The 25066-nt window shown below is 72.2% G+C and carries 24 protein-coding genes; 10 read left to right on the forward strand and 14 right to left on the reverse strand.

The window, feature by feature from the left end:
- Positions 1–143 precede the first annotated feature (143 nt).
- Entirely contained in the window at positions 144–1406 is a 1263-nt protein-coding gene (locus ACFVH0_RS34105; protein ID WP_385826600.1) for an Ig-like domain-containing protein, read from the reverse strand.
- 279 nt (positions 1407–1685) lie between these two features.
- Positions 1686–2069 (reverse strand): hypothetical protein, encoded by a 384-nt coding sequence (locus ACFVH0_RS34110; protein ID WP_385826602.1) that lies wholly within the window; start codon positions 2067–2069, stop codon positions 1686–1688.
- 107 nt (positions 2070–2176) lie between these two features.
- Here ACFVH0_RS34110 and ACFVH0_RS34115 point away from each other — a divergent pair, with 107 nt between their 5' ends.
- Positions 2177–2488 (forward strand): hypothetical protein, encoded by a 312-nt coding sequence (locus ACFVH0_RS34115; protein WP_385826604.1) that lies wholly within the window; start codon positions 2177–2179, stop codon positions 2486–2488.
- Positions 2489–2503: 15 nt separating this feature from the next.
- Here ACFVH0_RS34115 and hutH read toward each other — a convergent pair whose 3' ends face one another.
- The 5 genes from hutH to ACFVH0_RS34140 all read right to left on the reverse strand — a co-directional run bounded on the left by hutH (position 2504) and on the right by ACFVH0_RS34140 (position 8581).
- Positions 2504–4057 carry a histidine ammonia-lyase gene (hutH, locus tag ACFVH0_RS34120; protein ID WP_385826606.1) on the reverse strand — a complete coding sequence of 518 codons (1554 nt, stop codon included), beginning with the start codon at positions 4055–4057 and terminating at the stop codon, positions 2504–2506.
- Positions 4058–4134: 77 nt separating this feature from the next.
- Positions 4135–5298, reverse strand: a complete 1164-nt coding sequence (locus ACFVH0_RS34125; protein ID WP_385826608.1) for a diguanylate cyclase domain-containing protein — start codon at positions 5296–5298, stop codon at positions 4135–4137.
- Positions 5299–5393: 95 nt separating this feature from the next.
- Positions 5394–6206 (reverse strand): enoyl-CoA hydratase/isomerase family protein, encoded by an 813-nt coding sequence (locus ACFVH0_RS34130; protein ID WP_385826610.1) that lies wholly within the window; start codon positions 6204–6206, stop codon positions 5394–5396.
- Between the two features lie 111 nt (positions 6207–6317).
- Positions 6318–7490: an adenylate/guanylate cyclase domain-containing protein gene (locus ACFVH0_RS34135; protein WP_385826612.1), complete on the reverse strand. Its 1173-nt coding sequence runs from the start codon at positions 7488–7490 to the stop codon at positions 6318–6320.
- Between the two features lie 224 nt (positions 7491–7714).
- The gene (locus tag ACFVH0_RS34140; RefSeq protein ID WP_385826613.1) at positions 7715–8581 is read right to left on the reverse strand and encodes a biotin--[acetyl-CoA-carboxylase] ligase; all 867 of its coding nucleotides are present in this window, start codon (positions 8579–8581) and stop codon (positions 7715–7717) included.
- A 133-nt stretch (positions 8582–8714) separates the two neighbouring features.
- Between ACFVH0_RS34140 and ACFVH0_RS34145 the strand changes: the two genes are divergently transcribed.
- The 4 genes from ACFVH0_RS34145 (at position 8715) to ACFVH0_RS34160 (ending at position 11493) form a co-directional block, all read left to right on the forward strand.
- The gene (locus tag ACFVH0_RS34145; protein ID WP_385826615.1) at positions 8715–10298 is read left to right on the forward strand and encodes an acyl-CoA carboxylase subunit beta; all 1584 of its coding nucleotides are present in this window, start codon (positions 8715–8717) and stop codon (positions 10296–10298) included.
- A 14-nt stretch (positions 10299–10312) separates the two neighbouring features.
- On the forward strand, positions 10313–10534 hold the full coding sequence (locus tag ACFVH0_RS34150) for an acyl-CoA carboxylase epsilon subunit (protein ID WP_266791523.1): 222 nt from the start codon (positions 10313–10315) through the stop codon (positions 10532–10534).
- 171 nt (positions 10535–10705) lie between these two features.
- Positions 10706–10834, forward strand: a complete 129-nt coding sequence (gene mmpB, locus ACFVH0_RS34155) for a morphogenic membrane protein MmpB (RefSeq protein ID WP_326767404.1) — start codon at positions 10706–10708, stop codon at positions 10832–10834.
- Between the two features lie 47 nt (positions 10835–10881).
- A complete protein-coding gene (locus ACFVH0_RS34160) occupies positions 10882–11493 on the forward strand; it encodes a Maf family protein (protein ID WP_385826617.1) in 612 nt (203 codons plus the stop codon).
- A gap of 56 nt (positions 11494–11549) precedes the next feature.
- Here the strand turns inward: ACFVH0_RS34160 and ACFVH0_RS34165 are convergent, their stop codons facing one another.
- A complete protein-coding gene (locus ACFVH0_RS34165; RefSeq protein ID WP_385826619.1) occupies positions 11550–11999 on the reverse strand; it encodes a hypothetical protein in 450 nt (149 codons plus the stop codon).
- 410 nt (positions 12000–12409) lie between these two features.
- Here ACFVH0_RS34165 and ACFVH0_RS34170 point away from each other — a divergent pair, with 410 nt between their 5' ends.
- Positions 12410–14164 carry an acetyl/propionyl/methylcrotonyl-CoA carboxylase subunit alpha gene (locus tag ACFVH0_RS34170; protein WP_385826620.1) on the forward strand — a complete coding sequence of 585 codons (1755 nt, stop codon included), beginning with the start codon at positions 12410–12412 and terminating at the stop codon, positions 14162–14164.
- 145 nt (positions 14165–14309) lie between these two features.
- Positions 14310–14909, forward strand: a complete 600-nt coding sequence (locus tag ACFVH0_RS34175) for a TetR/AcrR family transcriptional regulator (RefSeq protein WP_385826622.1) — start codon at positions 14310–14312, stop codon at positions 14907–14909.
- Between the two features lie 147 nt (positions 14910–15056).
- Here the strand turns inward: ACFVH0_RS34175 and ACFVH0_RS34180 are convergent, their stop codons facing one another.
- Both ACFVH0_RS34180 and ACFVH0_RS34185 read right to left on the reverse strand, forming a co-directional pair.
- Positions 15057–15992: a DeoR/GlpR family DNA-binding transcription regulator gene (locus tag ACFVH0_RS34180; protein ID WP_385826667.1), complete on the reverse strand. Its 936-nt coding sequence runs from the start codon at positions 15990–15992 to the stop codon at positions 15057–15059.
- A gap of 223 nt (positions 15993–16215) precedes the next feature.
- Positions 16216–17655, reverse strand: coding sequence for an NAD(P)H-quinone dehydrogenase (locus ACFVH0_RS34185; protein ID WP_385826624.1), 1440 nt, complete (start codon positions 17653–17655; stop codon positions 16216–16218).
- A 249-nt stretch (positions 17656–17904) separates the two neighbouring features.
- Here ACFVH0_RS34185 and ACFVH0_RS34190 point away from each other — a divergent pair, with 249 nt between their 5' ends.
- The 3 genes from ACFVH0_RS34190 to ACFVH0_RS34200 all read left to right on the forward strand — a co-directional run bounded on the left by ACFVH0_RS34190 (position 17905) and on the right by ACFVH0_RS34200 (position 20985).
- The gene (locus ACFVH0_RS34190) at positions 17905–18342 is read left to right on the forward strand and encodes a gamma-glutamylcyclotransferase (protein WP_072486709.1); all 438 of its coding nucleotides are present in this window, start codon (positions 17905–17907) and stop codon (positions 18340–18342) included.
- A 102-nt stretch (positions 18343–18444) separates the two neighbouring features.
- The gene (locus ACFVH0_RS34195) at positions 18445–19269 is read left to right on the forward strand and encodes a purine-nucleoside phosphorylase (protein ID WP_385826626.1); all 825 of its coding nucleotides are present in this window, start codon (positions 18445–18447) and stop codon (positions 19267–19269) included.
- Between the two features lie 75 nt (positions 19270–19344).
- Positions 19345–20985, forward strand: a complete 1641-nt coding sequence (locus tag ACFVH0_RS34200) for a phospho-sugar mutase (protein ID WP_385826628.1) — start codon at positions 19345–19347, stop codon at positions 20983–20985.
- Positions 20986–21015: 30 nt separating this feature from the next.
- Here ACFVH0_RS34200 and ACFVH0_RS34205 read toward each other — a convergent pair whose 3' ends face one another.
- From ACFVH0_RS34205 to ACFVH0_RS34220, 4 genes are all read right to left on the reverse strand, one after another.
- Positions 21016–21726 (reverse strand): hypothetical protein, encoded by a 711-nt coding sequence (locus ACFVH0_RS34205; RefSeq protein WP_385826630.1) that lies wholly within the window; start codon positions 21724–21726, stop codon positions 21016–21018.
- Positions 21723–22559, reverse strand: coding sequence for a phosphate ABC transporter ATP-binding protein (locus ACFVH0_RS34210; RefSeq protein WP_385826631.1), 837 nt, complete (start codon positions 22557–22559; stop codon positions 21723–21725). Before ACFVH0_RS34210 ends, ACFVH0_RS34205 begins: the two co-directional genes overlap by 4 nt.
- Before the next feature lie 24 nt (positions 22560–22583).
- Positions 22584–23528, reverse strand: a complete 945-nt coding sequence (locus ACFVH0_RS34215; RefSeq protein WP_385826633.1) for a sortase — start codon at positions 23526–23528, stop codon at positions 22584–22586.
- 89 nt (positions 23529–23617) lie between these two features.
- Positions 23618–24994 carry an Ig-like domain-containing protein gene (locus ACFVH0_RS34220; protein ID WP_385826635.1) on the reverse strand — a complete coding sequence of 459 codons (1377 nt, stop codon included), beginning with the start codon at positions 24992–24994 and terminating at the stop codon, positions 23618–23620.
- Between the last annotated feature and the right edge of the window lie 72 nt (positions 24995–25066).

Below are 25066 nucleotides of genomic sequence, written 5' to 3' on the forward strand. Positions count from 1 at the left end.
ATTGGGGGGCCGCCCCTCGTTCCTCCCATCATTAACGCACCCCCCCCGCGGGGGGGGCCGGCCCCGCGGCGGGGCGGGGGCCGGGGCCCCCCCGCCTCCGTACGGGGTTCGGCCCGCGCCGGGGATGGGCGCGTGGGGTCGGGTCAGGCCTGGGAGCCCGCCGTCCACTCGGCCCAGCTCATGTTCCAGCCGTTGAGGCCGTTGTCGGGGGTGATGGTCTTGTCCGGGGAGTTCTTGACGATGACCACGTCGCCGACGAGGGAGTTGTTGTAGAACCAGGCGGCGGGCTGGTTGGCGTCGCCCGCGCCCTTCACATCGGCGAGGCCGACACAGCCGTGGCTGGTGTTGGCGCTGCCGAAGATCGACCGCGCGCCCCAGTAGTTGCCGTGGATGAAGGTGCCCGAGGTGGACAGCCGCATGGCGTGCGGAACGTCCTTGATGTCGTACTCGCCCTTGCCGTCGTCGTCGGTGAAGCCGACCGTCGCACCGTTCATCCGGGTCTCCTTGAACTTCTCGGAGATCACCATCTGCCCGTTGTACGTGGGGTTGGAGGAGGAGCCGGAGGAGATCGGGATGGTCTTGATCGTCTTGCCGTCCTGGGTGACGGTCATCATCTTGGTGTTGGCGTCGACCGTCGAGACCTGGTTGCGGCCGACCTTGAAGGTGACCGTCTTCTGCTGCACACCGAACACGCCGTCGGCGCCCTCGACGCCGTCCAGCGCCAGCTTCAGCGTGACGGTGGAGCCGCCCTGCCAGTAGTTCTCGGGGCGCAGGTCGAGACGCTGCGAGTTGAACCAGTGACCGACGACCTGCTGGCCGCTGCTGGACGTCACGGTGATACCGGCCTGGACGGCCTTCTTGTCCGTGATCGCCTTGTTGAAGTTGATCGAGACCGGCATGCCGACGCCGACCGTGGAACCGTCCTCGGGGGTGAAGTTCCCGATGAAGCTGTTGGCGGGCGAGACGGTGGTGAAGGAGGAGTTCTCGTGCGCCTCGCGGCCCTTGGAGTCCTTCGCCGTCGCGCTGATCTTGTACGTGGTCGAGCGCTCCAGCTGGACGTCCGGCTTCCAGCTCTTGCCGTCGGCGGCGAGCGTGCCCTTGACGGCGTCACCGGCCGCGGTGGTCATGGTGACCTCGGAGAGCGTGCCCTTGGTGACGGTGACCTTGGCGTCGTTGTTGATGCTCGCGTTGGTCGCGCCGTTCTTCGGCGAGATCGCTATCTGCGCTTCCGAGGCGTCCTGGGCCGCCGCCTTGTCGACCGCGGCAGCCTGCGACTTCTTCGAGCCCTCGGCACTGCTGTCCCCGCTGTCGTTGCAGGCGGTGAGCACCAGTACGCCGCCGAGCAGTGCGGACGCGGCCATCAGGCCCCTGCGCCGCTTGCTGTCCGTCATCACAAGCTTCTCCATCGTTGCCGAATCCCCAAAAAACCCCGAGCACAACCGCCGTCGACCGGCGAAACCCGTCAATGGTCCTAGAACCCATGGAAAGGGTCCTCCGTTCCACATCCACGAAAGATGTGGGGAACAACACTCAACGACGCGTCCGCGGCTGCGGTGGTTCCCGACGCCGATCACATAGGGGCGACCGGCGTACGGCACGGCCCCGGACCGCGTACGAAACGGTCCGGGGCCGGTGTTCACCAGCTGCCGGTCCCGCCGCTCGCGGCGACGTGACCGTCGTCGTCCTCACCCATTGTGCGGGACGTCGCCACCGCTCCCGTCGTCGTCCTCCTCGTCCTCCTCGCCGTCCTCGTCGTCGAGGTCCCAGGCGTCCGGGTCGTCGGGGTCGTAGTCGACGGTCTCGCTGCTCCAGGACGCCTGCGCGAGCTCGACCCCGGGTACCTCGCCGACCAGGTCGAACGGGTCGATGAGGGAGGCCAGCGCCTCCGCGCCGTCCTCCCGTACGGCGCTCTCGGCGCGCGTGCGTTCCTCGGCGGACTCGCCGCCCGGTTCCCCGTATTCGGCGGCGATCGATTCGAGGGCGGTGCCGCTGAGGGCGGCGGGGTCCGTGATCTCCAGCACCATTTCGACCCGAAGCCGAACAAAGCGTGATGTCTCAGAAGTGCTCATGAGCCGGAGCGTAAGCTCCTCGCACTCCCGGCTTTCCCGCGACCCGCTGCTTTCACTAGCATCGGCGCACATGGCTAACTCACGCCCGTGACAAGGGGATCGATTCCGTGGTCATCGCCCGCCGCCCGCTCCTGACCGCCACCGCCGCGGCCACGTTGCTGGCCGCCCTGTGGTTCGTGCCGTCCGCCAACGCGACGGACGAACCGGGCAGCCGGAGCGGACCGGCCACCACCGCCGTCGCCGGGGACACCGCGGCCGGTCCGAGGCTGGCCGACACCGGGACCGGCGTCGACACCACCCCGTATCTGATCGGCGGCGTGACGTTCCTGGGCATCGGCGCGGCGTTCGTCTCCCACTCGGCACGCCGCGCCGACACCCAGGAACCGGCTCCCAGGGTCTTTCGTTCGGATCCGGCCTGATCCGGACCGGATCCCCTAGGCCAGCGGGCCGGTCACCGGCTCGACCGCCGCGACCAGCTTCCCCGCGCGTACGAACGCGTCCGCCGCGGCCAGGTCCGGCGACAGGAAGCGGTCCGGCCCCGGGCCCTGGACCCCCGCGGCGCGCAGCGCCTCGATGGCTGCCTGCGAGGCGGGGGCGGGGGTGAGACCACCGGCGGCGCGCAGTTCGATGGCGCGGGTCGCCGCGTACAGCTCGACGGCGACGATCCGGGCGAGGTTGTCGACGGCGGTACGGAGCTTGCGCGCCGCCGACCAGCCCATGGAGACGTGGTCCTCCTGCATCGCGGAGGACGGGATCGAGTCGGCCGAGGCGGGCACGGCGAGCCGCTTCATCTCGCTGACCAGGGCGGCCTGGGTGTACTGGGCGATCATCAGGCCCGAGTCCACCCCGGCGTCGTCGGCGAGGAACGGCGGCAGCCCGTGCGAGCGGTTCTTGTCCAGCAGCCGGTCGGTGCGGCGTTCGGTGATGGAGCCGAGGTCGGCGGCGACGATCGCCAGGAAGTCGAGCACGTACGCGACGGGCGCGCCGTGGAAGTTGCCGTTGGACTCGACCCGGCCGTCGGGCAGCACGACGGGGTTGTCGACGGCGGAGGCCAGCTCGCGGGCCGCGACGACGGCGGCGTGGTCGAGGGTGTCGCGCCCGGCGCCGTTGACCTGGGGGGCGCAGCGTACGGAGTAGGCGTCCTGCACGCGGGGCGCCTCGTCCTCCTGGAAGTGGCCGGTGAGGCCGGATCCGGCGAGGACGCGCAGCATGTTGTCGGCGCTGGCGCCCTGGCCCGGGTGCGGGCGGATGGCGTGCAGCTCCGGGGCGAGCACCTTGTCCGTGCCGAGCAGCGCCTCCAGGGAGAGCGCGGCGGTGATGTCGGCGGACGTGTAGAGGTTCCTCAGGTCGGCCAGGGCCATGACGAGCATGCCGAGCATGCCGTCGGTGCCGTTGAGGAGGGCGAGGCCCTCCTTCTCGCGCAGCTCGACCGGGGTGATGCCGTGGGCGGCGAGCAGTTCGCCGGCGGGGCGCACGGTGCCGTCGGGGCCCTCCGCGTCGCCCTCGCCCATCAGCGTCAGGGCGCAGTGGGAGAGCGGGGCCAGGTCGCCGGAGCAGCCGAGCGAGCCGTACTCGTGGACGACGGGTGTGATGCCCGCGTTGAGGACGTCGGCCATGGTCTGCGCGACCTCGGGGCGTACGCCGGTGTGTCCGGAGGCGACCGTCTTCAGCCGCAGGAACATCAGCGCGCGGACGACCTCGCGCTCGACGCGCGGGCCCATGCCGGCGGCGTGCGAGCGGACGATGTTGCGCTGGAGCTGGGCGCGGAGGTCCTGGCTGATGTGCCGGCTGGCCAGCGCCCCGAATCCGGTGGAGACCCCGTACACCGGCTCCGGCTTGGCGGCGAGCGCGTCCACGATCTCGCGGGCGGCGGCGAGCGCGTCCACGGCGGCGGCGGAGAGCTCGACGCGGGCGTTGCCGCGGGCCACGGCGATGACGTCCTGAGCGGTGGTGCCGGACGCCCCCACCACGACTGTATGCATATCCATATTCAGAAGCGTACGGACTGAATCCCTTCATGTCACTAGTGGTCGTACGGTTGACCCCTTACCGATTCGCGCACCCCTCAGGGCCGGCTGCCGCGCAGGTGACGGCGATCGTGCGGGGACCTGGGCGGCGAGTCGGCCAGCCGGATCACCTCGCCGTCGCGCCCCGCCACCACCGGCTTGACCGAACGGGCCGCCTTCGCCCGGTACTGGGCCGCGTCCGCCAGCCGGAACAGCCGCCGCGCCGAGACCACCGGGCCGATCGGATCGCCGGTCGAGGCGATCCCGCACGCCACCCCGTCCCCCAGCTCCAACTCGGCCGCCCGCTCACAGAGTTCGGTGGCCACCCGGACCACGTCGTCCACCTCCGGGCCCACCGTGAGCAGACAGAACTCATCACCGCCGAGCCGGGCCGCGAGCGCGCCGGGCAGCATGGCGCCGCAGCGGGACAACACCGAGCCGAAACGTTCCAGCAGGCGGTCGCCGACCGCGTGTCCATGGGTGTCGTTGACCTGCTTCAGCCCGTTGAGGTCGCAGACGACCAGGCTGACCACCGCCCCGTCCGCCCGGTGCCGCTCCACCGCCTCGTCGAGCCGCACATCGACGGCGCGACGGTTGGCCAGACCGGTGAGCGGGTCGGTGAAGGCGAGCTTGCGGACCTCTTCGAGCCGTTCGGCCTGGGAGATCCCCGCGGCGACGACCGCGGCCAGCACGGTCGCGAAGTCCGCGTCCTCCCGGCCGAACACCGGCGCCCCCACCGGGCGGGCCACGTACAGCTCGCCCCAGGCCCGCCCGTGCAGCACGATCGGCGCGACCACGCAGCAGCCGCGCCCGCGCCGGCGCAGGGCGGCCACCCGCTCCCGGCCGTAGCCGCTCCCGTACTCCCGCACCCCGGCGCCCGCGCCCGCGTCCACCGGGCCGTCGGCGGTCTCGACCCAGGCGTCCGGCTCACCGCCCCCGGCCCACCGTTCGTGCAGGAACTCGGTGATCTCCGGGAACTGGTGCACCGGATACGCCTCCGCCTCGGGGAACTCCTCCTCCCCCTCGGCCCGTTGGCCCGCGTTCACCAGCACGCGCAGCTCCCCGCGCCCGCGCTCCCACACGGAGAGTGCGGCGAAGCTGCCGCCCAGCGCCTCGCACGCCCCCAGCGCGGCCGCTCGCCACGACCCCCGCGGGGTGTGTGCCGCCGCCATCGTCTGCGCAAGCGAAACCACGGCCCGCAGCCGTGCATCATCACCACCCATCGCTACAGCTTATGTAGATTTGTGGTGATTTGATCAGTTTGGGACATCGACTGCTTTCACTGCGTGTCTATTCGATTACGCAATGTCACGTCGTGTCACTCGCCGGGCCAGTTCGGCTTCCGCTTCTCGTTGAACGCGGCCACGCCCTCGGCCCGGTCGCCGGAGAATGCCACCGACCGCCAGGCGGCGTCCTCGACTTCGAGACCGGCCCGGAGGTCGAGGCCGTGGCCCAGCCGCAGCGCCCGCTTGGCGGCCCGCAGCCCCACCGGGGAGTTGGCGGCGATCCGGCCGGCGAGCGCCAGCGCGGCCGCCCGGTCCTGCCCGGCCTCCACCAGTTCGTCGACCAGCCCGAGGCCGAGCGCCTCGGCCGCCTCCACCCGCCGGGCCGAGAAGACCAGCTCGGCGGCGCGCGCCGCACCGATCCGCCGCGGCAGCAACTGCGTACCACCACCGCCCGGAATCACCCCGACCGACACCTCGGGCAGGCCGACCACGGCGGTGCGGTCGGCGACGATCAGATCGCAGGAGAGCGCCAGCTCGAACCCGCCGCCGAGCGCGAAGCCGTGCACGGCGGCGATCGTCGGCATCGGCAGTTCGAGCACACCGGTGTACGCGGCGCGGGCGGTCGGGCGCTGGCGCAGCAGTTCGGCGTCGGTGAAGGAGTTCCGCTCCTTCAGGTCGGCGCCCACGCAGAAGGCCCGCTCGTGGCTGGAGGTGAGGACGGCGACCCGCACACCGGGGTCGACGGCGAGCGCGGCGCAGGCGGCGGCGATCGAGCGGGCCATGTCGGTGGACACGGCGTTCATCGCCCTGGGCCGGTCGAGCACCAGCTCGGCGACGTGTTCCTGGCCCTCGTGGACCCGTACGGCGACGAATTCCCCGAACCGCTGCTCGGACGTGACGGTCATGACTGCACCCCTCCGGTTAACGATCGTTACCGGAGGGATCCTATGGCGCGGCCCTGACAGCGGTCGGGGGCCGGTCCGGGTGGACCGGAAAGGCCGGGTCCGCAGCCGGGCTCAGGAGGTGCCGCGGCGGGCCAGCAGCCAGGGCTCCACCACACCGAGCCCGCGCACGGGGCGCTGCCACATCGGCTGGAGCCCATAGCGGTACTTGGGTGCCGCGGCCGACTCCACGCCTTCCTGGCGCTCCTTCTCGGCCACCGCGGCCTCCTCCGCCGCCTGCGCCTCGGAGGCGGGGGCGTCACCGGTGCGGGTCAGCTCCTCCGCGAAGGCCCCGTCCACCAGCACGGCGTCCTTCGGCGCTATCGACGTGAGGCGGCTGGCGAGGTTCACCGTCGTGCCGAAGACATCGCCCATCCGGGTGGTGACCGTGCCGAACGCGATGCCCACGCGCAGCGCCGGCATGATCTCGTCCTGGGTCATCGCCTCGATCAGGCGCAGCGAGATCTCGGCCGCGGTGCCCGCGTCGTCGGCGGCGAAGAGGACCTCGTCACCGAGGGTCTTGATGAGGCGGCCGCCGTGGGCGGCCACCAGGTCGGCCGAGGTGGTCTCGAAGGCCTCGACCAGCTCGCCGAGCTCCTCCTCCTCCAGCCGCCGGGTCAGCCGGGTGAACCCGACGAGGTCGGCGAAGCCGACGGCCAGCCTGCGGTCGACCATCTCCTCGTCGTCGGCGGCCTGCACGACGCGCCCGGTGGCGGCGGCCAGCTGGCGCCGCCACACGTAGACCAGGAACTCCTGGAGCTCCGGCAGGAGCAGCTCGACCAGCGGATAGGTGACTTCGGTACGGGTCATTCCGGGCTCGGGCGGCTCGGTCAGCCCTTCCAGGAACGAATCGATCTGCCACTCCGCCAGCCGGGCGGTGGTCTGCCCGGTGGACCGGGCCACCTGGATCGCCATCGGCTCGCTGAGCAGCCCCGCCTCGACGAGACCGGCGAGCCGGCGCAGCGCCAGCACATCGGCCTCGGTGAGCGCCTTGGCCTGCCCGATGTCGGCGAAGCCCATGGCCCGCCAGAACCTGGAGGCCAGATCCATCGAGACACCGGCGGTACGGGCCGCCTGGAACGGCGTGTAGCGACGGTCGGCGCCCAGGATCAGCTGTTCCAGCCGGATCGCGAGGGGGTCGTCGGTCGGTTCCGCCGTATGGTCGACTTCGTGATGCGGTGTCGCGTGGACCGAGGGTTCCGACGGGGGCTGTGTACCCGCACCGGAGGTCGTGTCGTCGACGGTCACCAGCCGCCTCCTGCCCGTTCCCTGCGCACTGCCCTGCCGATCTGTCGGTGGATCGCCTCAACGATACGGCAGGTGTGCCGCAGCTCACGCCCCTATGGCGTCCGGGAATGTTCCTGGGTGGGCCGGGGGGCGTGGGTGGTTTCGGTTGTCCTTCGAATACCGGGCGAGGTGTTTCCCGCCCGTCCGGCGATTGAGGACGGAACGGCAGCCGGACGGCCCCGGCCTCAGACCAGACCACCCCCCACGCCACGCAGATGGACGATGTCGCCGGCCGAGACGGGTTCCTGGAGGCCGTTCCCGGTGGAGAGGACCAGGCGGCCGTCGCCGTCGATCGCCACGGCCTCGCCGGTGAGCGTGCGGTCGCCGGGGAGCTGGGCCCGTACCGTCCGGCCCAGCGTCGCGCAGCCCGCCGCGTACGCCTCCTGCAGGCCGCCGGCCGCCGCGTCGCCGTCCGCCGCGCGCCAGCGGTCGTACCAGTGCTCCAGCGAGCGCAGCACCCCCCGCAGCAGCGTCTCACGGTCGGTGGAGACCGCACCGGCCAGGGCGAGCGAGGCGGCCGTGGGGGCGGGCAGCTCGTCGGCGCGCAGGGAGACGTTGAGGCCGATGCCCACGACGATGCCGGCCCCGGCGCGCTCGGCCAGGATGCCGCCCGCCTTGCGCTCCTCGCCCCCGACCGTGACCAGGAGGTCGTTGGGCCACTTCAGGGCCGTGTCGACGCCCGCGGCCCGCGCCAGGCCGGTCGCCGTGGCGACACCGGCGAGCAGCGGCAGCCAGCCCCACCGTTCGACGGGGATGTCGCCCGGCGTCAGATGGACGGAGAAGAAGAGGCCCGAACGGGCCGGAGCCGTCCAGGTGCGATCGAGGCGGCCGCGGCCCGCGGTCTGCTCCTCGGCGACCAGCACGGCGCCCTCGTCGAGCCCCTCGGCCGCGCGCCGGGCGAGATCGGAGTTGGTGGAACCGGTGGTCTCCACCACGTCGAGCGAGGTCCACAGTCCGCCCGGCCGCAGCAGTCCGCGGCGCAGCGCGGGGACGTTCAGGGGCGGTCGGTCCAGGTCCGACCAACGGCTCTGTGGCGTATCCGAAGGTGTCATGCAAGCCAGACTAGGTGTGGCAAACGACGCACTGCCGAACCGTATCCGCGCCGATACCCTACGGATCAGTAGGTGTTCAGCACCTGATCAGCAGCACAGTCGTCCCCGTGACCAGGCAGGGAGCCGCCACCCGATGTCCGAGCCGGAAGAGACCGACATCCACACCACCGCGGGCAAGATCGCGGACCTGCAGCGCCGTATCGACGAGGCGACGCACGCGGGCTCCGCGCGCGCGATCGAGAAGCAGCACGCCAAGGGCAAGTTGACCGCGCGCGAACGGGTCGATCTGCTGCTCGACGAGGGTTCCTTCGTGGAGCTCGACGAATTCGCCCGGCACCGCTCCACCAACTTCGGCATCGAGAAGAACCGCCCTTACGGGGACGGCGTCGTCACCGGCTACGGCACGGTCGACGGCCGTCCCGTCTGCGTGTATTCGCAGGACTTCACCATCTTCGGCGGCTCGCTCGGCGAGGTCTACGGTGAGAAAATCGTCAAGGTGATGGACTTCGCGCTGAAGACCGGCTGCCCGGTCATCGGCATCAACGACGGTGGTGGCGCCCGGATCCAGGAGGGCGTGGCCGCGCTCGGCCTGTTCGCCGAGATCTTCCGTCGCAATGTGCACGCATCGGGCGTCGTGCCGCAGATCTCGCTGATCGTCGGACCGTGCGCGGGCGGCGCGGTCTACTCCCCCGCGATCACCGACTTCACGGTCATGGTCGACCAGACCTCGCACATGTTCATCACCGGCCCCGACGTCATCAAGACGGTCACCGGTGAGGACGTCGGTTTCGAGGAGCTCGGCGGCGCCCGTACCCACAACACCACCTCCGGGGTGGCGCACCACATGGCGGGCGACGAGAAGGACGCCATCGAGTACGTCAAGTCGCTGCTCTCGTACCTCCCTTCGAACAACCTGTCCGAGGCGCCCGCCTTCCCCGAGGTGGCGGAGCTCGCCACCACGGACGAGGACCGTGAGCTGGACACCCTCATCCCGGACTCGGCGAACCAGCCGTACGACATGCACTCCGCCATCGAACACGTGTTGGACGACGGCGAGTTCCTGGAGACGCAGGCTCTGTTCGCACCGAACATCATCACCGGCTTCGGGCGCGTCGAGGGCTACCCGGTCGGCATCGTCGCGAACCAGCCGATGCAGTTCGCGGGCTGCCTGGACATCAACGCGAGCGAGAAGGCCGCGCGCTTCGTCCGCACCTGCGACGCCTTCAACGTGCCCGTGCTGACCTTCGTCGACGTCCCCGGCTTCCTGCCCGGCGTCGACCAGGAGTACGGCGGCATCATCCGCCGCGGCGCCAAGCTGATCTACGCGTACGCCGAGGCGACCGTCCCGCTGATCACCGTGATCACCCGCAAGGCGTTCGGCGGCGCGTACGACGTCATGGGCTCCAAGCACCTCGGCGCCGACATCAACCTCGCCTGGCCGACCGCGCAGATCGCGGTGATGGGCGCGCAGGGCGCGGTGAACATCCTGCACCGCCGCACCATCGCCGCCGCCGAGGACCAGGACGCCACCCGCGCCGAACTGATCGCCGACTACGAGGACACCCTGCTCAACCCCTACGTGGCGGCCGAGCGCGGTTACGTCGACGCGGTGATCATGCCGTCCGACACCCGCGCGCACATCGTGAAGGGGCTGCGCCAGCTGCGTACCAAGCGGGAGTCGCTGCCCCCGAAGAAGCACGGCAACATCCCCCTCTAGAAAGGGTCCTGGCCATGATCAAGGTCGTACGGGGCAACCCGACCCCGGAGGAGCTGGCAGCCGCACTGGCGGTGGTGCGGGCGCGCGCCGCGGCGACGACGTCCGAGGAATCGGCCGGCGGTCCGGCCGGCGGTCCGGCGCTGCCCGGTCAGTGGTCCGATCCGGGGCGCATCGCCCGGCGCACGCGCCATCTGCCCGGGCCGCGGGCCTGGGCCCGGACGTACTGGCCCGGGTAGCCGCGATCCCGGTGGTCGCCGGGGTATCCCATCACACCGTTTCCGGAGGTCCGGGCCCTTTTGGGTCCGGGCCTCCGGTGCGTCCGGGCGCGATCCGGCCGGTATGCAAAGCGGCGCGCCTGAGTACCCGTACTCAGGCGCGCCGCCCGCCACGGCAGCAGGATCGTTTCCATGCTGTGGTCCGACCCGGAGAACAAACCCCCGAAGGAACTGCGCGACGCCCAGGACATGATGCGCCGCGCGGGGCTGGTGCTCGCCCTGGCGATGGTCGTCGCGATGTTCGTGCTCGGGATGCGCTGAGGCCCGAGGGGGCCGTACGGGGCCGGTGCCGGGGCGCCTCTTCTACGATGACCCGTATGACTGATCAGCGCCGTCTCGTGCTCGCCTCCGCCTCCCCCGCCCGTCTCGGTCTGCTGCGGCAGGCCGGCTTCGCCCCCGAGGTGATCGTCAGCGGGGTGGACGAGGACGCGCTGAGCGCCCCGACCCCGGCCGAGCTGGCGCTGGTGCTCGCCGAGGCCAAGGCCGCGGCGGTGGCGGGCCGGCCGGAGGCGGCCGGCGCCCTGGTCATCGGCTGCGACTCGGTGCTCGAACTCGACGACGAGGCGCTCGGCAAGCCGGCCGACGCCGAGGAGGCCATCGCGCGCTGGAAGTCCATGCGCGGCCGGGCCGGGGTGCTGCGGACCGGCCACAGCGTGATCGACACCGCGACCGGACGCACCGCGTCGGCGACCGCCTCCACCACCGTCAGCTTCGGCGAACCGACGGACGCCGAGATCGCCGCCTACGTGGCCACCGGCGAGCCGCTCCACGTCGCGGGCGCCTTCACCCTGGACGGCCGTTCGGCACCGTTCGTCGACTCCATCGAGGGCGACCACGGCAATGTCATCGGGCTCTCGCTGCCGCTGCTGCGCCGGCTGCTGGGCGAGCTGGGGATCTCCGTCACCGAGCTCTGGGTCTGAACCGGGCGCCGGGCCCGAACCGGGCGCCCCGGCCGGAGACCGGTCCGGCCCCCGGATCAGACCGGCGCCGGGGCCCCCGCCCCGGCGTCGTCTGCGGGCTCGTCGGAACGGGTGCCGTACGCCACCAGTGTGAGCACTATCAGCCCGAGCACCACCATCATGCTCGCGAACGCGGCCCAGCCGACCAGCCCGACCGTCAGCGCGCCCAGCACCGCGTGCACCACGGCGCAGATGATCAGGACGATGCGGGCGAACCGGCCGGGGGCCCGGTCGCGGATGCCGGCCAGCAGCAGGAGCAGCCCGCACAGCAGCAGGTACAGGCCGAAGACGCCGCCCATCGCCCAGGTGCCGTTCGACATGACGGTGGGATCCATCCCGGCCAGCGACATGTCCTGGTTCCTGACGACCGTCGCCAGGATGCCGTTGATGAGCACGATGCCCACGGCCTCCACGAACAGCACGATCGCGGCCACGAACGCCACCGGTCTGCGCACCACGGTGTTCACCCCCTGTTACCTGCAGTACGTGCGATAGCGCGGACCCTACTAACCAGTAATGCTCCGGACAAGGGCCCCGCGATCTCCGCTTCCGCCCCGCGCTCGCGGCATACGCGGGCGCACTCTCCTCGCACCCCCCTTGTCGCGACTCAAGTGCGTCGGGCAAAGAATTGTTCGCCCATTAGTGGGGACTCGACAAAGAAACGCGCGGAGTCGCAGCTCGTACGAACAGAGACCTGGACCACACCTTGTGGCTACTGTGCGGTTATGAAACCCGGCGTACCGTGGTGCCACAAGGGATTTCGCGACTTGAGCAAGCCTCGAATCACACTCCGTGTGGGCAAGCTCACCATTGGGGACGGGTCGTAGGGCCGTGTCGGTAGTCCCTAAACTCAGCTTGTTTCAAGGAGGGAGCCATCGTGCGCAAGGTGCTCATCGCCAACCGTGGCGAAATCGCTGTCCGTGTTGCTCGGGCATGCCGGGATGCCGGGATCGGGAGCGTGGCCGTCTACGCAGACCCGGACCGCGACGCTCTGCATGTGCGCGCGGCCGACGAGGCATTCGCTCTGGGCGGTGACACCCCGGCCGCCAGCTACCTGGACATGGCCAAGGTGCTCCAGGCTGCCAAGGACTCCGGTGCCGACGCGGTCCACCCGGGCTACGGCTTCCTGTCGGAGAACGCCGAATTCGCGCAGGCCGTGCTCGACGCCGGCCTGACCTGGATCGGCCCGCCGCCGCACGCCATCCGCGACCTCGGCGACAAGGTCGCGGCGCGGCACATCGCGCAGCGCGCCGGGGCCCCGCTGGTGGCCGGCACGCCCGACCCGGTCGAGGGTTCCGCCGAGGTCGTCGCCTTCGCCGAGGCGAACGGGCTGCCGATCGCCATCAAGGCCGCCTTCGGCGGCGGCGGCCGCGGTCTGAAGGTCGCGCGCACGCTGGAGGAGATCCCGGAGCTGTACGACTCCGCGGTCCGTGAGGCCGTCGCCGCGTTCGGCCGCGGGGAGTGCTTCGTGGAGCGCTACCTCGACAAGCCCCGGCACGTGGAGACCCAGTGCCTGGCCGACACCCACGGCAACGTGGTCGTCGTCTCCACCCGTGACTGCTCGCTCCAGCGCCGCCACCAGAAGCTGGTGGAGGAGGCCCCGGCCCCCTTCCTGTCCGAGGCGCAGAACGCGGAGCTGTACGCCGCCTCCAAGGCGATCCTGAAGGAGGCCGGCTACGTCGGCGCCGGCACGGTCGAGTTCCTGGTGGGCCTGGACGGCACGATCTCCTTCCTGGAGGTCAACACCCGCCTCCAGGTGGAGCACCCGGTCACCGAGGAGGTCACCGGCATCGACCTCGTCCGCGAGATGTTCCGCATCGCGGACGGCGAGGAGCTCGGCTACGACGACCCCGCGATGCGTGGTCACTCCTTCGAGTTCCGGATCAACGGCGAGGACCCGGGCCGCGGCTTCCTGCCCGCCCCGGGCACCGTCACCACGTTCGCCCCGCCGACCGGCCCCGGTGTCCGCCTCGACGCGGGCGTGGAGTCCGGCTCGGTCATCGGCCCGGCCTGGGACTCGCTGCTGGCGAAGCTCATCGTGACCGGTGCGACCCGCGAGCAGGCGCTGCAGCGCGCGGCGCGTGCGCTGGCCGAGTTCAACGTGGAGGGCATGGCCACCGCCATCCCGTTCCACCGCGCGGTCGTCGTCGACCCGGCCTTCACCAGCGAGCCGTTCCGGATCCACACCCGCTGGATCGAGACCGAGTTCGTCAACGACATCAAGCCCTTCACCGCCGCCGCCGACGCGGAGGCCGAGGAAGAGGCCGGCCGCGAGACGGTCGTGGTCGAGGTCGGCGGCAAGCGCCTGGAGGTCTCCCTCCCGTCCTCGCTCGGCATGAGCCTGGCCCGTACCGGACTCGCCGCCGGTGCCAAGCCCAAGCGCCGCGCCGCGAAGAAGAGCGGCTCGGCGGTCTCCGGCGACACCCTGGCGTCCCCGATGCAGGGCACCATCGTCAAGATCGCCGTCGAGGAGGGCCAGGAGGTCCAGGAGGGCGACCTGATCGTCGTCCTGGAGGCCATGAAGATGGAGCAGCCGCTCAACGCGCACCGCTCCGGCACCGTCAAGGGCCTCGCCGCCGAGGTCGGCAGCTCGGTCTCCTCCGGCGCCGTCATCTGCGAGATCAAGGACTGATCGACGCGGTATCCGGGCCCCAGGGGCCCCTGCGGAGTCCTACGGCTTCCGCGGGGGCCCCTCCGCCGTACGCGGCGGTCCGGCCGCACCCAGGTGGCGCACGATGGCATCCTGGACCCCGAGGCGGAAGAAGGGAGGCTGCGCGATGGCGACCAGTACGGCGCAGACGCCGCCCCGGCCCATGCGTGCCGACGCGCGCCGGAATTACGACCGGCTGCTCAACGAGGCCCGGACCGCCTTCGCGGAGCACGGCACCGACGCGTCCCTGGAGGACATCGCGCGGCGCGCGGGCGTGGGGATCGGCACGCTGTACCGGCACTTCCCGAACCGGCACGCGCTGATGAACGCGGTCTTCCAGGAGGCCCTGACGTCCCTGATCACCCGTTCCCGGGAGCTGGCGCAGGCGCGGCAGCCGTGCGCCGGTCTGGTGGAGTGGCTGGGCGCGATCATCACCCATGCGGGTGAGTACCGGGGGCTGGCTCAGGCGCTCATGTCGACGTCACGGGACGAGACTTCGGCCCTCTCGCAGTGCAATGTGCCGTTGCGCGAGGCGGGGAGGGTGCTGCTGGTCCGGGCGCAGACGAGCGGAGCGGTGCGGCCTGATGTGTCGATCGACGACCTCATGCAGCTGACGAACGCGATCGCGCTGACCGCCGAACAGTCGCCGGACGACCCGGAGTTGGCGGGAAGGCTGCTGATGCTGACCTTGCAGGGACTGAAGGGGGCGCGGGCGGAAGGGGATTGAGTGGGGAGCGGGGCGGTGCGTCGTCGTCCGCTGCGCGGGGCCGTTGCCCTGTCCGCCCCTGCCCGCAACCGGGGCTCCGCCCCGGACCCGTGCCTCGAACGCCGACGAGGCCGGACTTTCGCCCCCGGCGATGTGAGGACCCTCTTCCTACCGGCGCCGCAGGTCCGCCACCCTCGCCCGGTCCCCCTGCTCCGCCACCACCGCCGCGCTCCGCAGCTGCTGCGGGCCCGGTCCCCCGGGCCCGCCCCCGTGCGTACGGCGCTGGCCGGGCAGCGGCATGTCGCGGCGGCCCTGCTGCCGGCCGTGCGGCAGGGTCTCGGCCGTCGCGGTGCCGCTTCCCGATCCGGCCACCGCGATCTGCACCCCCTGGTCCGCGAGGGCCTGCAGTTCGGTGGCGGCGCGGTCGTCGTGGCCGGGAGGCTCGTCCGTCACCAGACGGGTGATGAGATCGGTCGGCACCGTCTGGAACATGGTGTCGGAGCCGAGCTTGGTGTGGTCGGCCAGGACCACCACCTCGGCGGCCGCCTGCACCAGCGCCCGGTCCACGCTCGCGGAGAGCATGTTGGACGTGGACAGGCCGCGCTCCGCGGTGAGCCCGCTCCCGGAGAGGAACGCTCGCGAGACCCGCAGCCCCTGGAGGGACTGCTCGGCACCGCTGCCCACCAGGGCGTAGTTGGAACCGCGCAGAGTGCCGCCGGTCATCACCACTTCCACCCGGTTGGCATGGGCCAACGCCTGGGCGACCAGCAGGGAGTTGGTGACGACGGTCAGGCCGGGGATCCGCGCGAGCCGGCGGGCCAGCTCCTGCGTGGTCGTGCCGGCTCCGACGACGATGGCCTCGCCCTCCTCCACGAGACCGGCGGCGAGGTCGGCGATGGCCGTCTTCTCCGCGGTGGCGAGATGGGATTTCTGCGGAATGCCGGAGTCCCGTGTGAAACCGCCCGGCAGTACCGCACCGCCGTGCCGGCGGTCGAGGAGTCCTTCTGCCTCCAGTGCCCGCACGTCCCGCCGTACGGTCACTTCGGAGGTCTGGACGACGCGGGCGAGCTCACGGAGCGATACCGCCCCGTTGGCACGCACCATTTCGAGGATCAACTGACGACGTTCTGCAGCGAACACGAAACTGACAGTAACGTGACCGCCCGAGTGTTTTCAGCAGTTTGCGCCGAATAACGGAAGTTGTACATACAAGGGGCCGCCAAGTGGTATAGGCGGCCCCGTTGTTGATCCGTACTGATCGGGCGGCCGTCGCCGGACTGCCCGGACTGCCCGGGTTGCCGGGGATTACCGGGCTCCCCGGGGGCGGTTACGCCTCACCCGCGCGCTTACGGGTGTGCAACTGCCTGGCCACTTCCGCGATCGAACCCGACAGGGACGGATACACGGTGAAGGCGTTTGCGATCTGTTCCACCGTCAAATTGTTGTCGACCGCGATCGAGATCGGGTGGATGAGTTCACTCGCACGCGGCGCGACGACACAGCCGCCGACCACGATGCCGGTGCCGGGCCGGCAGAAGATCTTGACGAATCCGTCGCGGATGCCCTGCATCTTGGCACGCGGATTGCGCAGCAGCGGCAGCTTGACCACCCGGGCGTCGATCTTGCCCGCGTCGACATCGGCCTGGGTGTAGCCGACGGTGGCGATCTCGGGGTCGGTGAAGACGTTCGAGGAGACCGTCTTCAGGTCCAGCGGGGCCACCGCGTCGCCGAGGAAGTGGTACATCGCGATCCGGCCCTGCATGGCGGCGACCGAGGCGAGGGCGAAGATCCCGGTGACGTCACCGGCCGCGTACACGCCGGGCGCGCTGGTGCGGGAGACCTTGTCGGTCCAGATGTGGCCGGACTCCTTGAGCCGGACCCCGGCCTCCTCCAGGCCCATGCCCGCGCTGTTGGGGATCGCGCCGACCGCCATCAGACAGTGCGAACCGGAGATGACCCGCCCGTCGGCGAGGGTGACCTCGACCCGGTCGCCGACCCGCTTGGCGGCCTGGGCGCGGGAGCGGGCCATGACGTTCATGCCGCGGCGCCGGAAGACGTCCTCCAGCACGGCGGCGGCGTCCGGGTCCTCGCCCGGCAGCACCCGGTCACGGGACGAGACCAGGGTGACGCGCGAGCCGAGCGCCTGGTAGGCGCCCGCGAACTCGGCGCCCGTCACACCGGAGCCGACCACGATGAGCTCCTCGGGCAGCTCGTCGAGGTCGTAGACCTGGGTCCAGTTCAGGATCCGCTCGCCGTCGGGGAGCGCGTCCGGGATCTCGCGGGGGTGGCCGCCGGTGGCGATCAGCACGGCGTCGGCGGTGAGCGTCTCCTCGGTGCCGTCCGCGGCGGTCACGATGACCTCGCGGGAGCCGTCGGCGGCCTGGAGGCCGGACAGCCGGCCGCGGCCGCGCATCACGCGGGCACCGGCCCGGGTGACGGAGGCGGTGATGTCGTGGGACTGGGCGAGCGCCAGGCGCTTCACCCGCCGGTTGACCTTGCCGAGGTCGACGCCGACCACCCGGGCGGCCTGCTCCACGTGCGGGGTGTCGTCCGCGACGATGATGCCCAGCTCCTCGTACGAGGAGTCGAAGGTGGTCATCACCTCCGCCGTCGCGATCAGGGTCTTCGAGGGCACGCAGTCGGTGAGCACGGACGCGCCGCCGAGGCCGTCGCAGTCGACGACGGTCACCTCCGCACCGAGCTGGGCGCCCACCAACGCCGCCTCGTAGCCGCCGGGTCCGCCGCCGATGATCACGATCCGGGTCACGAAAAGTCCGCCTCGCGTATGTCATCCCGCGGCCGTCTGCTGCCCCGGCCGGGGGTCCGGGGGAACGCCCCGGGGGAATGCAGTACGTACTTCATTGTCCCGCACGCGCCAAGGTGCTTCGCCCCGGGGCCCTCCATCCGTGCGCCGGGGCGTGCACGCCGGGGCCCGGGAGCGGGAAGCGGAACCTCGCGAGTGGTCTTCCGCACCGGAATCGACGTTCCCCCCGTCACCTCCCGTACCCTCGAACCCATGTCGCTCTACGCCGCGTACGCCGGCAACCTCGACGCGCGGCTGATGACGCGCCGCGCACCGCATTCCCCGCTGCGCGGCACCGGCTGGCTCAACGGCTGGCGGCTGACCTTCGGCGGGGAGCAGATGGGCTGGGAAGGCGCGCTGGCCACGGTGGTGGAGGCGCCCCGTTCCCAGGTCTTCGTGGCGCTGTACGACCTGGCGCCGATGGACGAGGACTCCATGGACCGGTGGGAGGGCGTCGGCCTCGACATCTACCGGCGGATGCGGGTGCGGGTGCACACCCTGGACGGCGAGGAGCCGGCCTGGATGTATGTGCTGAACGGCTACGAGGGCGGGCTGCCGTCCGCCCGCTATCTGGGCGAGATCGCCGACGCCGCGGAGTCCGCGGGCGCACCGCACGACTATGTGATGGAACTCCGCAAGCGACCCTGCTGACCCGGCCGACCAGCGCTTTTGTGTGAAAGTACGAGCAAGCGTGTACAGACTCTGCACATAGGCATCTACGCGCGTAGGGAATCACCGGCTACCCTCATCCGCGTGAACGCATCAGTTATTCCGGACAACATCCAGGGCGACCCGCACGCCGCCGCCGCCGACGCCGCCGCCCGCCTGCGCGAGCTGACCGGTGCCGAGACCCACGACGTCGCGCTCGTGATGGGTTCCGGCTGGGCACCCGCGGGCGATGCGCTCGGCGCTCCGGAGGCCGAGTTCCCGGTGACCGAGCTGCCCGGCTTCCCGGCGCCCGCGGTGCAGGGGCACGGCGGGACGATCCGCTCGTACAAGATCGGCGAGAAGCGGGTCCTGGTCTTCCTGGGCCGCACCCACTTCTACGAGGGCCGGGGCGTCGCCGCCGTCGCGCACGGGGTCCGTACCGCCGTCGCGGCCGGCTGCGGGACCGTCGTCCTGACCAACGGCTGCGGTGGTCTGCGCGAGGGCATGCGCCCCGGTCAGCCGGTGCTGATCAGCGACCACATCAACCTGACGGCGGCGTCCCCGATCATCGGCGCCAACTTCGTCGACCTGACCGACCTGTACTCGCCGCGGCTGCGCGCGCTGTGCAAGGAGGTCGACGAGACCCTCGAAGAGGGTGTGTACGTGCAGTTCCCCGGCCCGCACTACGAGACGCCGGCCGAGATCAACATGGTCCGTGTGATGGGCGGCGACCTGGTCGGCATGTCCACCGTGCTGGAGGCCATCGCCGCCCGCGAGGCGGGCGCCGAGGTGCTGGGCATCTCGCTGGTCACCAACCTCGCGGCGGGGCTGAGCGGGGAGCCGCTCAACCACGAAGAGGTGCTCCAGGCGGGCCGGGACTCCGCCACGCGCATGGGCGCGCTGCTGGCCCGGGTCCTCGAACGCATCTGACCGGTCGCGGCCGTTCCCCCGGGGCCGCGCACTCCACCCACGAAACCATCCCGGACAGCCGGAAAGGCGGACGCCGTGCAGCAGGACCTCATCGCACAGGCCAGGACGTGGCTAGCGGAGGACCCCGATCCCGAGACCCGCGACGAGCTCGCCGGACTCATCGAGGCCGCGGATCTCGACGAGCTCGCCGCACGGTTCGCCGGCACGCTGCAGTTCGGCACCGCCGGGCTCCGCGGTGAGCTGGGCGCCGGGCCGATGCGGATGAACCGCTCCGTCGTCATCCGCGCCGCGGCCGGCCTCGCCGCGTACCTCAAGGCGCAGGGGCAGGGCGGCGGGCTCGTCGTCATCGGGTACGACGCCCGGTACAGGTCCGCCGACTTCGCCCGCGACACCGCGGCCGTGATGACCGGCGCGGGACTGCGGGCCGCGGTGCTCCCCCGCCCGCTCCCCACCCCCGTGCTGGCGTACGCCATCAGGCACCTGGGCGCCGTCGCGGGCGTCGAGGTGACCGCCAGCCACAATCCGCCGCGCGACAACGGCTACAAGGTCTATCTCGGCGACGGCTCGCAGATCGTCCCCCCGGCGGACGGCGAGATCGCCGCCGCGATCGCAGAGGTCGGCCCGCTCGACGGCGTGGCCCGCCCCGACGACGGCTGGGAGACCCTCGGCGAGGAGGTCCTGGCGGCCTATCTGGCCCGTACGGACGCCGTGCTCGCCGCCGGGTCGCCGCGTACCGCCCGGGTCGTGTACACGGCGATGCACGGGGTCGGTACGTCGGTGCTGACCGCCGCGTTCGACCGGGCCGGGTTCCCCGCGCCGGTCCTGGTCGCCGAGCAGGCCGAGCCCGATCCGGCGTTCCCCACCGTCGCGTTCCCCAATCCGGAGGAGCCCGGCGCGATGGACCTCGCCTTCGCGACCGCGCGCCGCACGGACCCCGACATCGTCATCGCCAACGACCCGGACGCCGACCGCTGCGCCGTCGCCGTCCCGGACCCGGCCGCCGAGGGCGGCTGGCGGATGCTGCGCGGCGACGAGGTCGGTGCGCTGCTCGCCGCCCATCTGGTGGACCGGGGCGTGAGCGGGGTCTTCGCCGAGTCGATCGTGTCGTCCTCGCTGCTCGGCCGGATCGCCGCGAAGGCGGGGCTCGGCCACGAGGAGACGCTGACCGGCTTCAAGTGGATCGCCCGGGTGGACGGGCTGCGTTACGGGTACGAGGAGGCGCTCGGCTACTGCGTCGACCCCGACGGCGTACGCGACAAGGACGGCATCACGGCCGCTCTGCTCGTCGCCGAGCTGGCCTCCGTGCTCAAGGAGCGGGGGCGTACGCTGCTCGATCTCCTCGACGATCTCGCGCTCGCCCACGGGCTGTACGCCACCGACCAGTTGTCGGTGCGGGTGAAGGACCTGTCGGTCATCTCCGACGCCATGGCGCGGCTGCGCGAGCAGCCTCCGACCGCGCTCGCGGGCCTCGACGTCACCTCGGCCGAGGACCTGGCGCTGGGCACGGACCGGCTGCCGCCCACCGATGGGCTCCGCTACCACCTGCGGGGCGCCCGGGTGATCGTCCGCCCGAGCGGCACCGAGCCGAAGCTCAAGTGCTACCTGGAAGTCGTGGTGCCGGTCGCCTCGGCGGACGAGCTGCCGGCCGCCCGCGCCGAGGGCGCCGGGCTGCTCGCCGGGATCAAGCGCGATCTGGCGGCCGCCGCCGGGATCTGATCCCGGTCCGGCCGGGACCGGGCAACGGCTTCAGGTGCGCACCAGGTACGTGAAGCCGGTGTCCGGGCCCACGCAGGACTGGAGCGTCAGATCGCCCCAGTACAGGCCGTGTGCCGGGGTACCGCGGCCCGGGGTGAGATGGCGGGCGTACACCCGGTAGCGCAGGGTCCGGCGCGGGGTCTCGACGGTGACCACCGTGCCGATCGGCAGGGTCGCGAACTGTCCGAAGCCGCAGTGGTCGTGGCCGACGACCACCACCGTGCGCATCCTGTAGCCGTCCTCCTGCCCGAAGTCCGGGCCCGCCCACTGCACCGCGTCCCGGCAGGCGTCGATGGTCTCCTGGCCGCCCCGGACGACCCCGGCCGACCAGCCGCCGATCCGCAGCGTCGTGCCCGCGGCCCGGCCGTCGCGGCTGCCGCTCCCGCCGCCGGTGCGGGCCACCGGAGCCGGGGTGCGGGCGGGAGCGGGGGCGGCGGGCGCGGGGGCGGCGGGGCGTACGGGGGACGGGGTGCGGGGTTCCGGTGCGGTGGCGGCCGGGTGCGGGCTCGCGGGCGTGGACGGCGGTGCGGCTGTCCGGGCCGGCGGGACGGTGGGCGGGGTGGTGGCGGGCGCGGCGACGGGCGCCGGCCGGGCTGCCCGGGGTTCCGGGGACGCCACCGGGTCCGTGCCGCGGCCGCACCCGGTGAGCAGGGCGAGCAGCAGGAGCGGGGCGGTGAGCGTGGCGGGGCACCGGAACGTCATCCGAAGCGGCCGTTCACGTAGTCGGCGGTCCGGCCGTCCTGCGGGGAGTTGAACATCTCGTCGGTCGGCCCGTGCTCGACGATGACGCCGGGGGTGCCCTGTTCGGCGAGGAAGAACGCGCAGTGGTCGGAGACCCGGGCCGCCTGCTGCATGTTGTGCGTGACGATCACGATGGTGACCTCCTCCTTGAGGTCTGCGATGGTCTCCTCGATCCGGCGGGTGGAGGTCGGGTCGAGCGCGGAGCAGGGCTCGTCCATCAGCAGCACCCGGGGCCGTACCGCCAACGACCTCGCGATGCACAGGCGTTGCTGCTGTCCGCCGGAGAGCGCGCCGCCTGGACGGCGGAGCCGGTCCTTGACCTCGCGCCACAGCCCCGCCTTGGTCAGGCACTCCTCGACGAGATCGTCCCTGCCGTCCCTGGCCGCCTTGATCCCGTTGAGTTTCAGGCCGGCCAGGACGTTGTCGTACAGGGACATGGCGGGGAACGGGTTGGGCTTCTGGAAGACCATGCCGATCTCGCGGCGGGTCCGGGTGATGCGGCGGCCGCGGTCGTAGATGTCCTCGCCGTCCAGCAGGACCCGGCCGGCCAGTGAGGCGGAGCCGATCAGTTCGTGCATCCGGTTGAGGATGCGCAGGAACGTCGACTTGCCGCAGCCCGACGGGCCGATCAGCGCGGTGACCTCCAGGGCGGGCATGTGCAGGGAGACCCGGTCCAGGACCTTGTGGTCGCCGAACCAGGCGGAGACCGCTTCGGCTTCGAGGGTGGCGGGCGAGGCGGTGACGGTGCGCGGCCGGTTCGGCGCGGCGGCGGGCAGCGGGATGGTCTCGGTCATCGGGATGCGTCAACTCCAGGTCGTTCAGAGCAGGTTGGGCAGGAGGCGGGTGGCGGCCGAGGCGGTCGCGAGGCCGAGTGCGGCGAGTACGGGTCCGGCGGTGATCCAGGTCTGCCAGTTCCCCCAGACCCGGTGCAGCCAGACCGCCAGGAGTGCGGCGGCGAGCAGGGCCTGCGACCACAGGAAGACCGCGAGCCAGGCACCGCCCTCCTCGCTCTCGCCGCCGAGCGCCTCCTCGGCGGGGCCGATCCAGCCGAGGCGGACGAGCCGGGGCGGGCTGGGCTGGACGGGGGTGGTGAGTTCGGCGTCCACGTACAGCACCCCGGCGGGGGTGTACGGGCTGCCTGCCGCGGTCATCAGGGTGAGCCGGCCGCGGGCCCCGGCGGGTGCGGGGAGTCTGTCGCCCGAGCGCCGGAGCGCCGAAACCTCGTACACGGCCTTGCCCTGACCGGTGGTCACCTCGATCCTCGCCCCGGTGGGGAGCCGGGAGAGGCGGTTGAACGGGCTGCCGTACCCCCACTGGCGGCCCATGATCACGCTGGTGCCCGCCTGGCCGGGCATCGGGGTGTCGCGGCGGTGTCCGGGGCCGGACATCAGGATGCCGGAGGTGGTGCCCTCGCCGACGACCTCGCGCAGGCCGAGGGACGGGACGCGCAGCAGTGCGACGGGCGCTCCCGGGGCGAGGGGTTTGTTGTCGTAGGTGCGCTGGCCCACCGGGGCGGTGCCGAGCGCGAGTTGTCCGCGCAGCTCGGCGTAGCCGGTCTGCTGGTCGCGGGCGTGCTGGAGGTGGCCGACGACCGTGAGGTCGGCGGCGAAGCCGAGGAGCACGGCCGCGAGAACGCAGAGCACCGCTCCGGCCAGGGCGAGGCCGGGGCGGGCGGGGGGCCGGGACGCCGCCCCGGGGCCCGGCGGCGGGGTCGGGGGTGGGGCGGGGGTCACCGGTGGCGGCGGGGTCAGCACGGTCGTCACGTCGGATGCGCTCCTCGTCGGGGCGGGATGGGGTGCGGGTGCCGGTGCCGGCACGGGCGGGCGGGGACCGCGGCCCCCGCCCCCGTGCGTCAGAACCGGAGCAGGCCCTTGCGGCGGGTGTGCATCACGAACGCGGTGCCGAGGCCGCAGAGCGCGAGCGCCGCCGCGCCGAGCGCGAGCGCGCTGGTGCCGGTCGAGGCGAGCGGACCGGTGGCGGTGTCCCCGCCGCCGCCCGAGCCGCCGGTGGCGGAACCGCTGTTCCCGCCGTCCGCGCCGTCCGTCGTACCGCCGTCGTCACTGCCCGCGGAGTCGCTCGGGCCCGGGTCGGGGCCCGGGGCGTCACCGATGGCGAAGAGGAACTCGACGCTGTGGCCGTCGGCGCCCGGCTCGGCGAGGGTGAGGGTGTACGAGCCGTCCTCGATCTTCGCCGGGACGGTGAACGCGTAGGCGGATACGGTCCCTTCGGCGTTCGCGGTGGCGTCGGGGAGGACGGCCTCGCTGTCGGCGAGGGTGACCTTCACCTTGGCGTTCTCGGTGTAGCCGCGGGCGGTGATGAGGACCTTCTGCCCCGCGGTGAGCGTCGGGTTGACCTCCAGGGCCTTGCCGTCGGCGTCGGTGACGTCGAGGTCGGCGGGGGTGCCCGGGGTGGGGCTGCCGGTGTCGCTCGGGTCCGGGGAGGGCGAGGAGCCGGCCTCGGTGACGGTGTACGGCACGGCGGCGGAGACGGATTCCGCGTACGCGGCGGAGTCCGCCGGGAGGAACTTCGCGGTGAGCGTGTGTGCGCCGCGCTCCAGCGTCTTCGTGCTCAACTCGGCGGCACCGGAGGCGGCATCGGCCCGGCCGAGCTCGGTGGCGCCGTCCAGGAAGGCGACCTTCCCCGCGGCGGCCGGGGGTGTGACGGCGGCTTTCAGGGTGATCGCGGTTCCGGCGGGGGCGGTGGCCGCGGGGGTGGTGGTGAGCGCGGTCGTGGTGGCCGCGGCCTCCTGGACGGCCCAGGAGTCGCCGGTCACCCGGATCTTCGCGGGGAAGTGCTTGCCGCCCACGTTCCCTGCGTCGCGGCACATCAGCCGGATGTCGTACGTACCGTCCAGCGATCCGGCCGGGATCCAGCTCCGCAGCAGGGATTCGAGCGACTTCCCGGCGGGGATGTCGGCGCTGAACGGCCCCTGGTCGAACGGGGCGCCGGCAGTCGCCTTGCCCAGGGTGCCCGTGCCGCCGGCCGGTTTGGCCAGGACCAGTGAGACCTGTTGCGCGTTCTCGGCGGGGCAGGCGCCGTCGGTGCTGACCTTGGGGAAGGTCGGGTTGTCGGTGGTCTTCCCCGACGTGACCGGGAGCGTCAGCCGGCCCAGCGCGTCCTCGGCGCGGGCCGTCGGCGCGAGGGCGAGGACCGCGGCTGCCGCGGCGAGCAGCAGCGAGCAGCAGAGCAGCAGCGCGGCGGGTGTTCTCGGTGGTGCGAGGTGTCTCATGGTGGTCGGTCCCCCAGTGGGATGCGGTGGTGGGTACGCCGGGGGGCCGGACACCCTGGGGGTGCCCGGCCG

Origin of the sequence: Streptomyces sp. NPDC127117 (assembly GCF_042677325.1) — a bacterium.
Classification (GTDB): domain Bacteria; phylum Actinomycetota; class Actinomycetes; order Streptomycetales; family Streptomycetaceae; genus Streptomyces.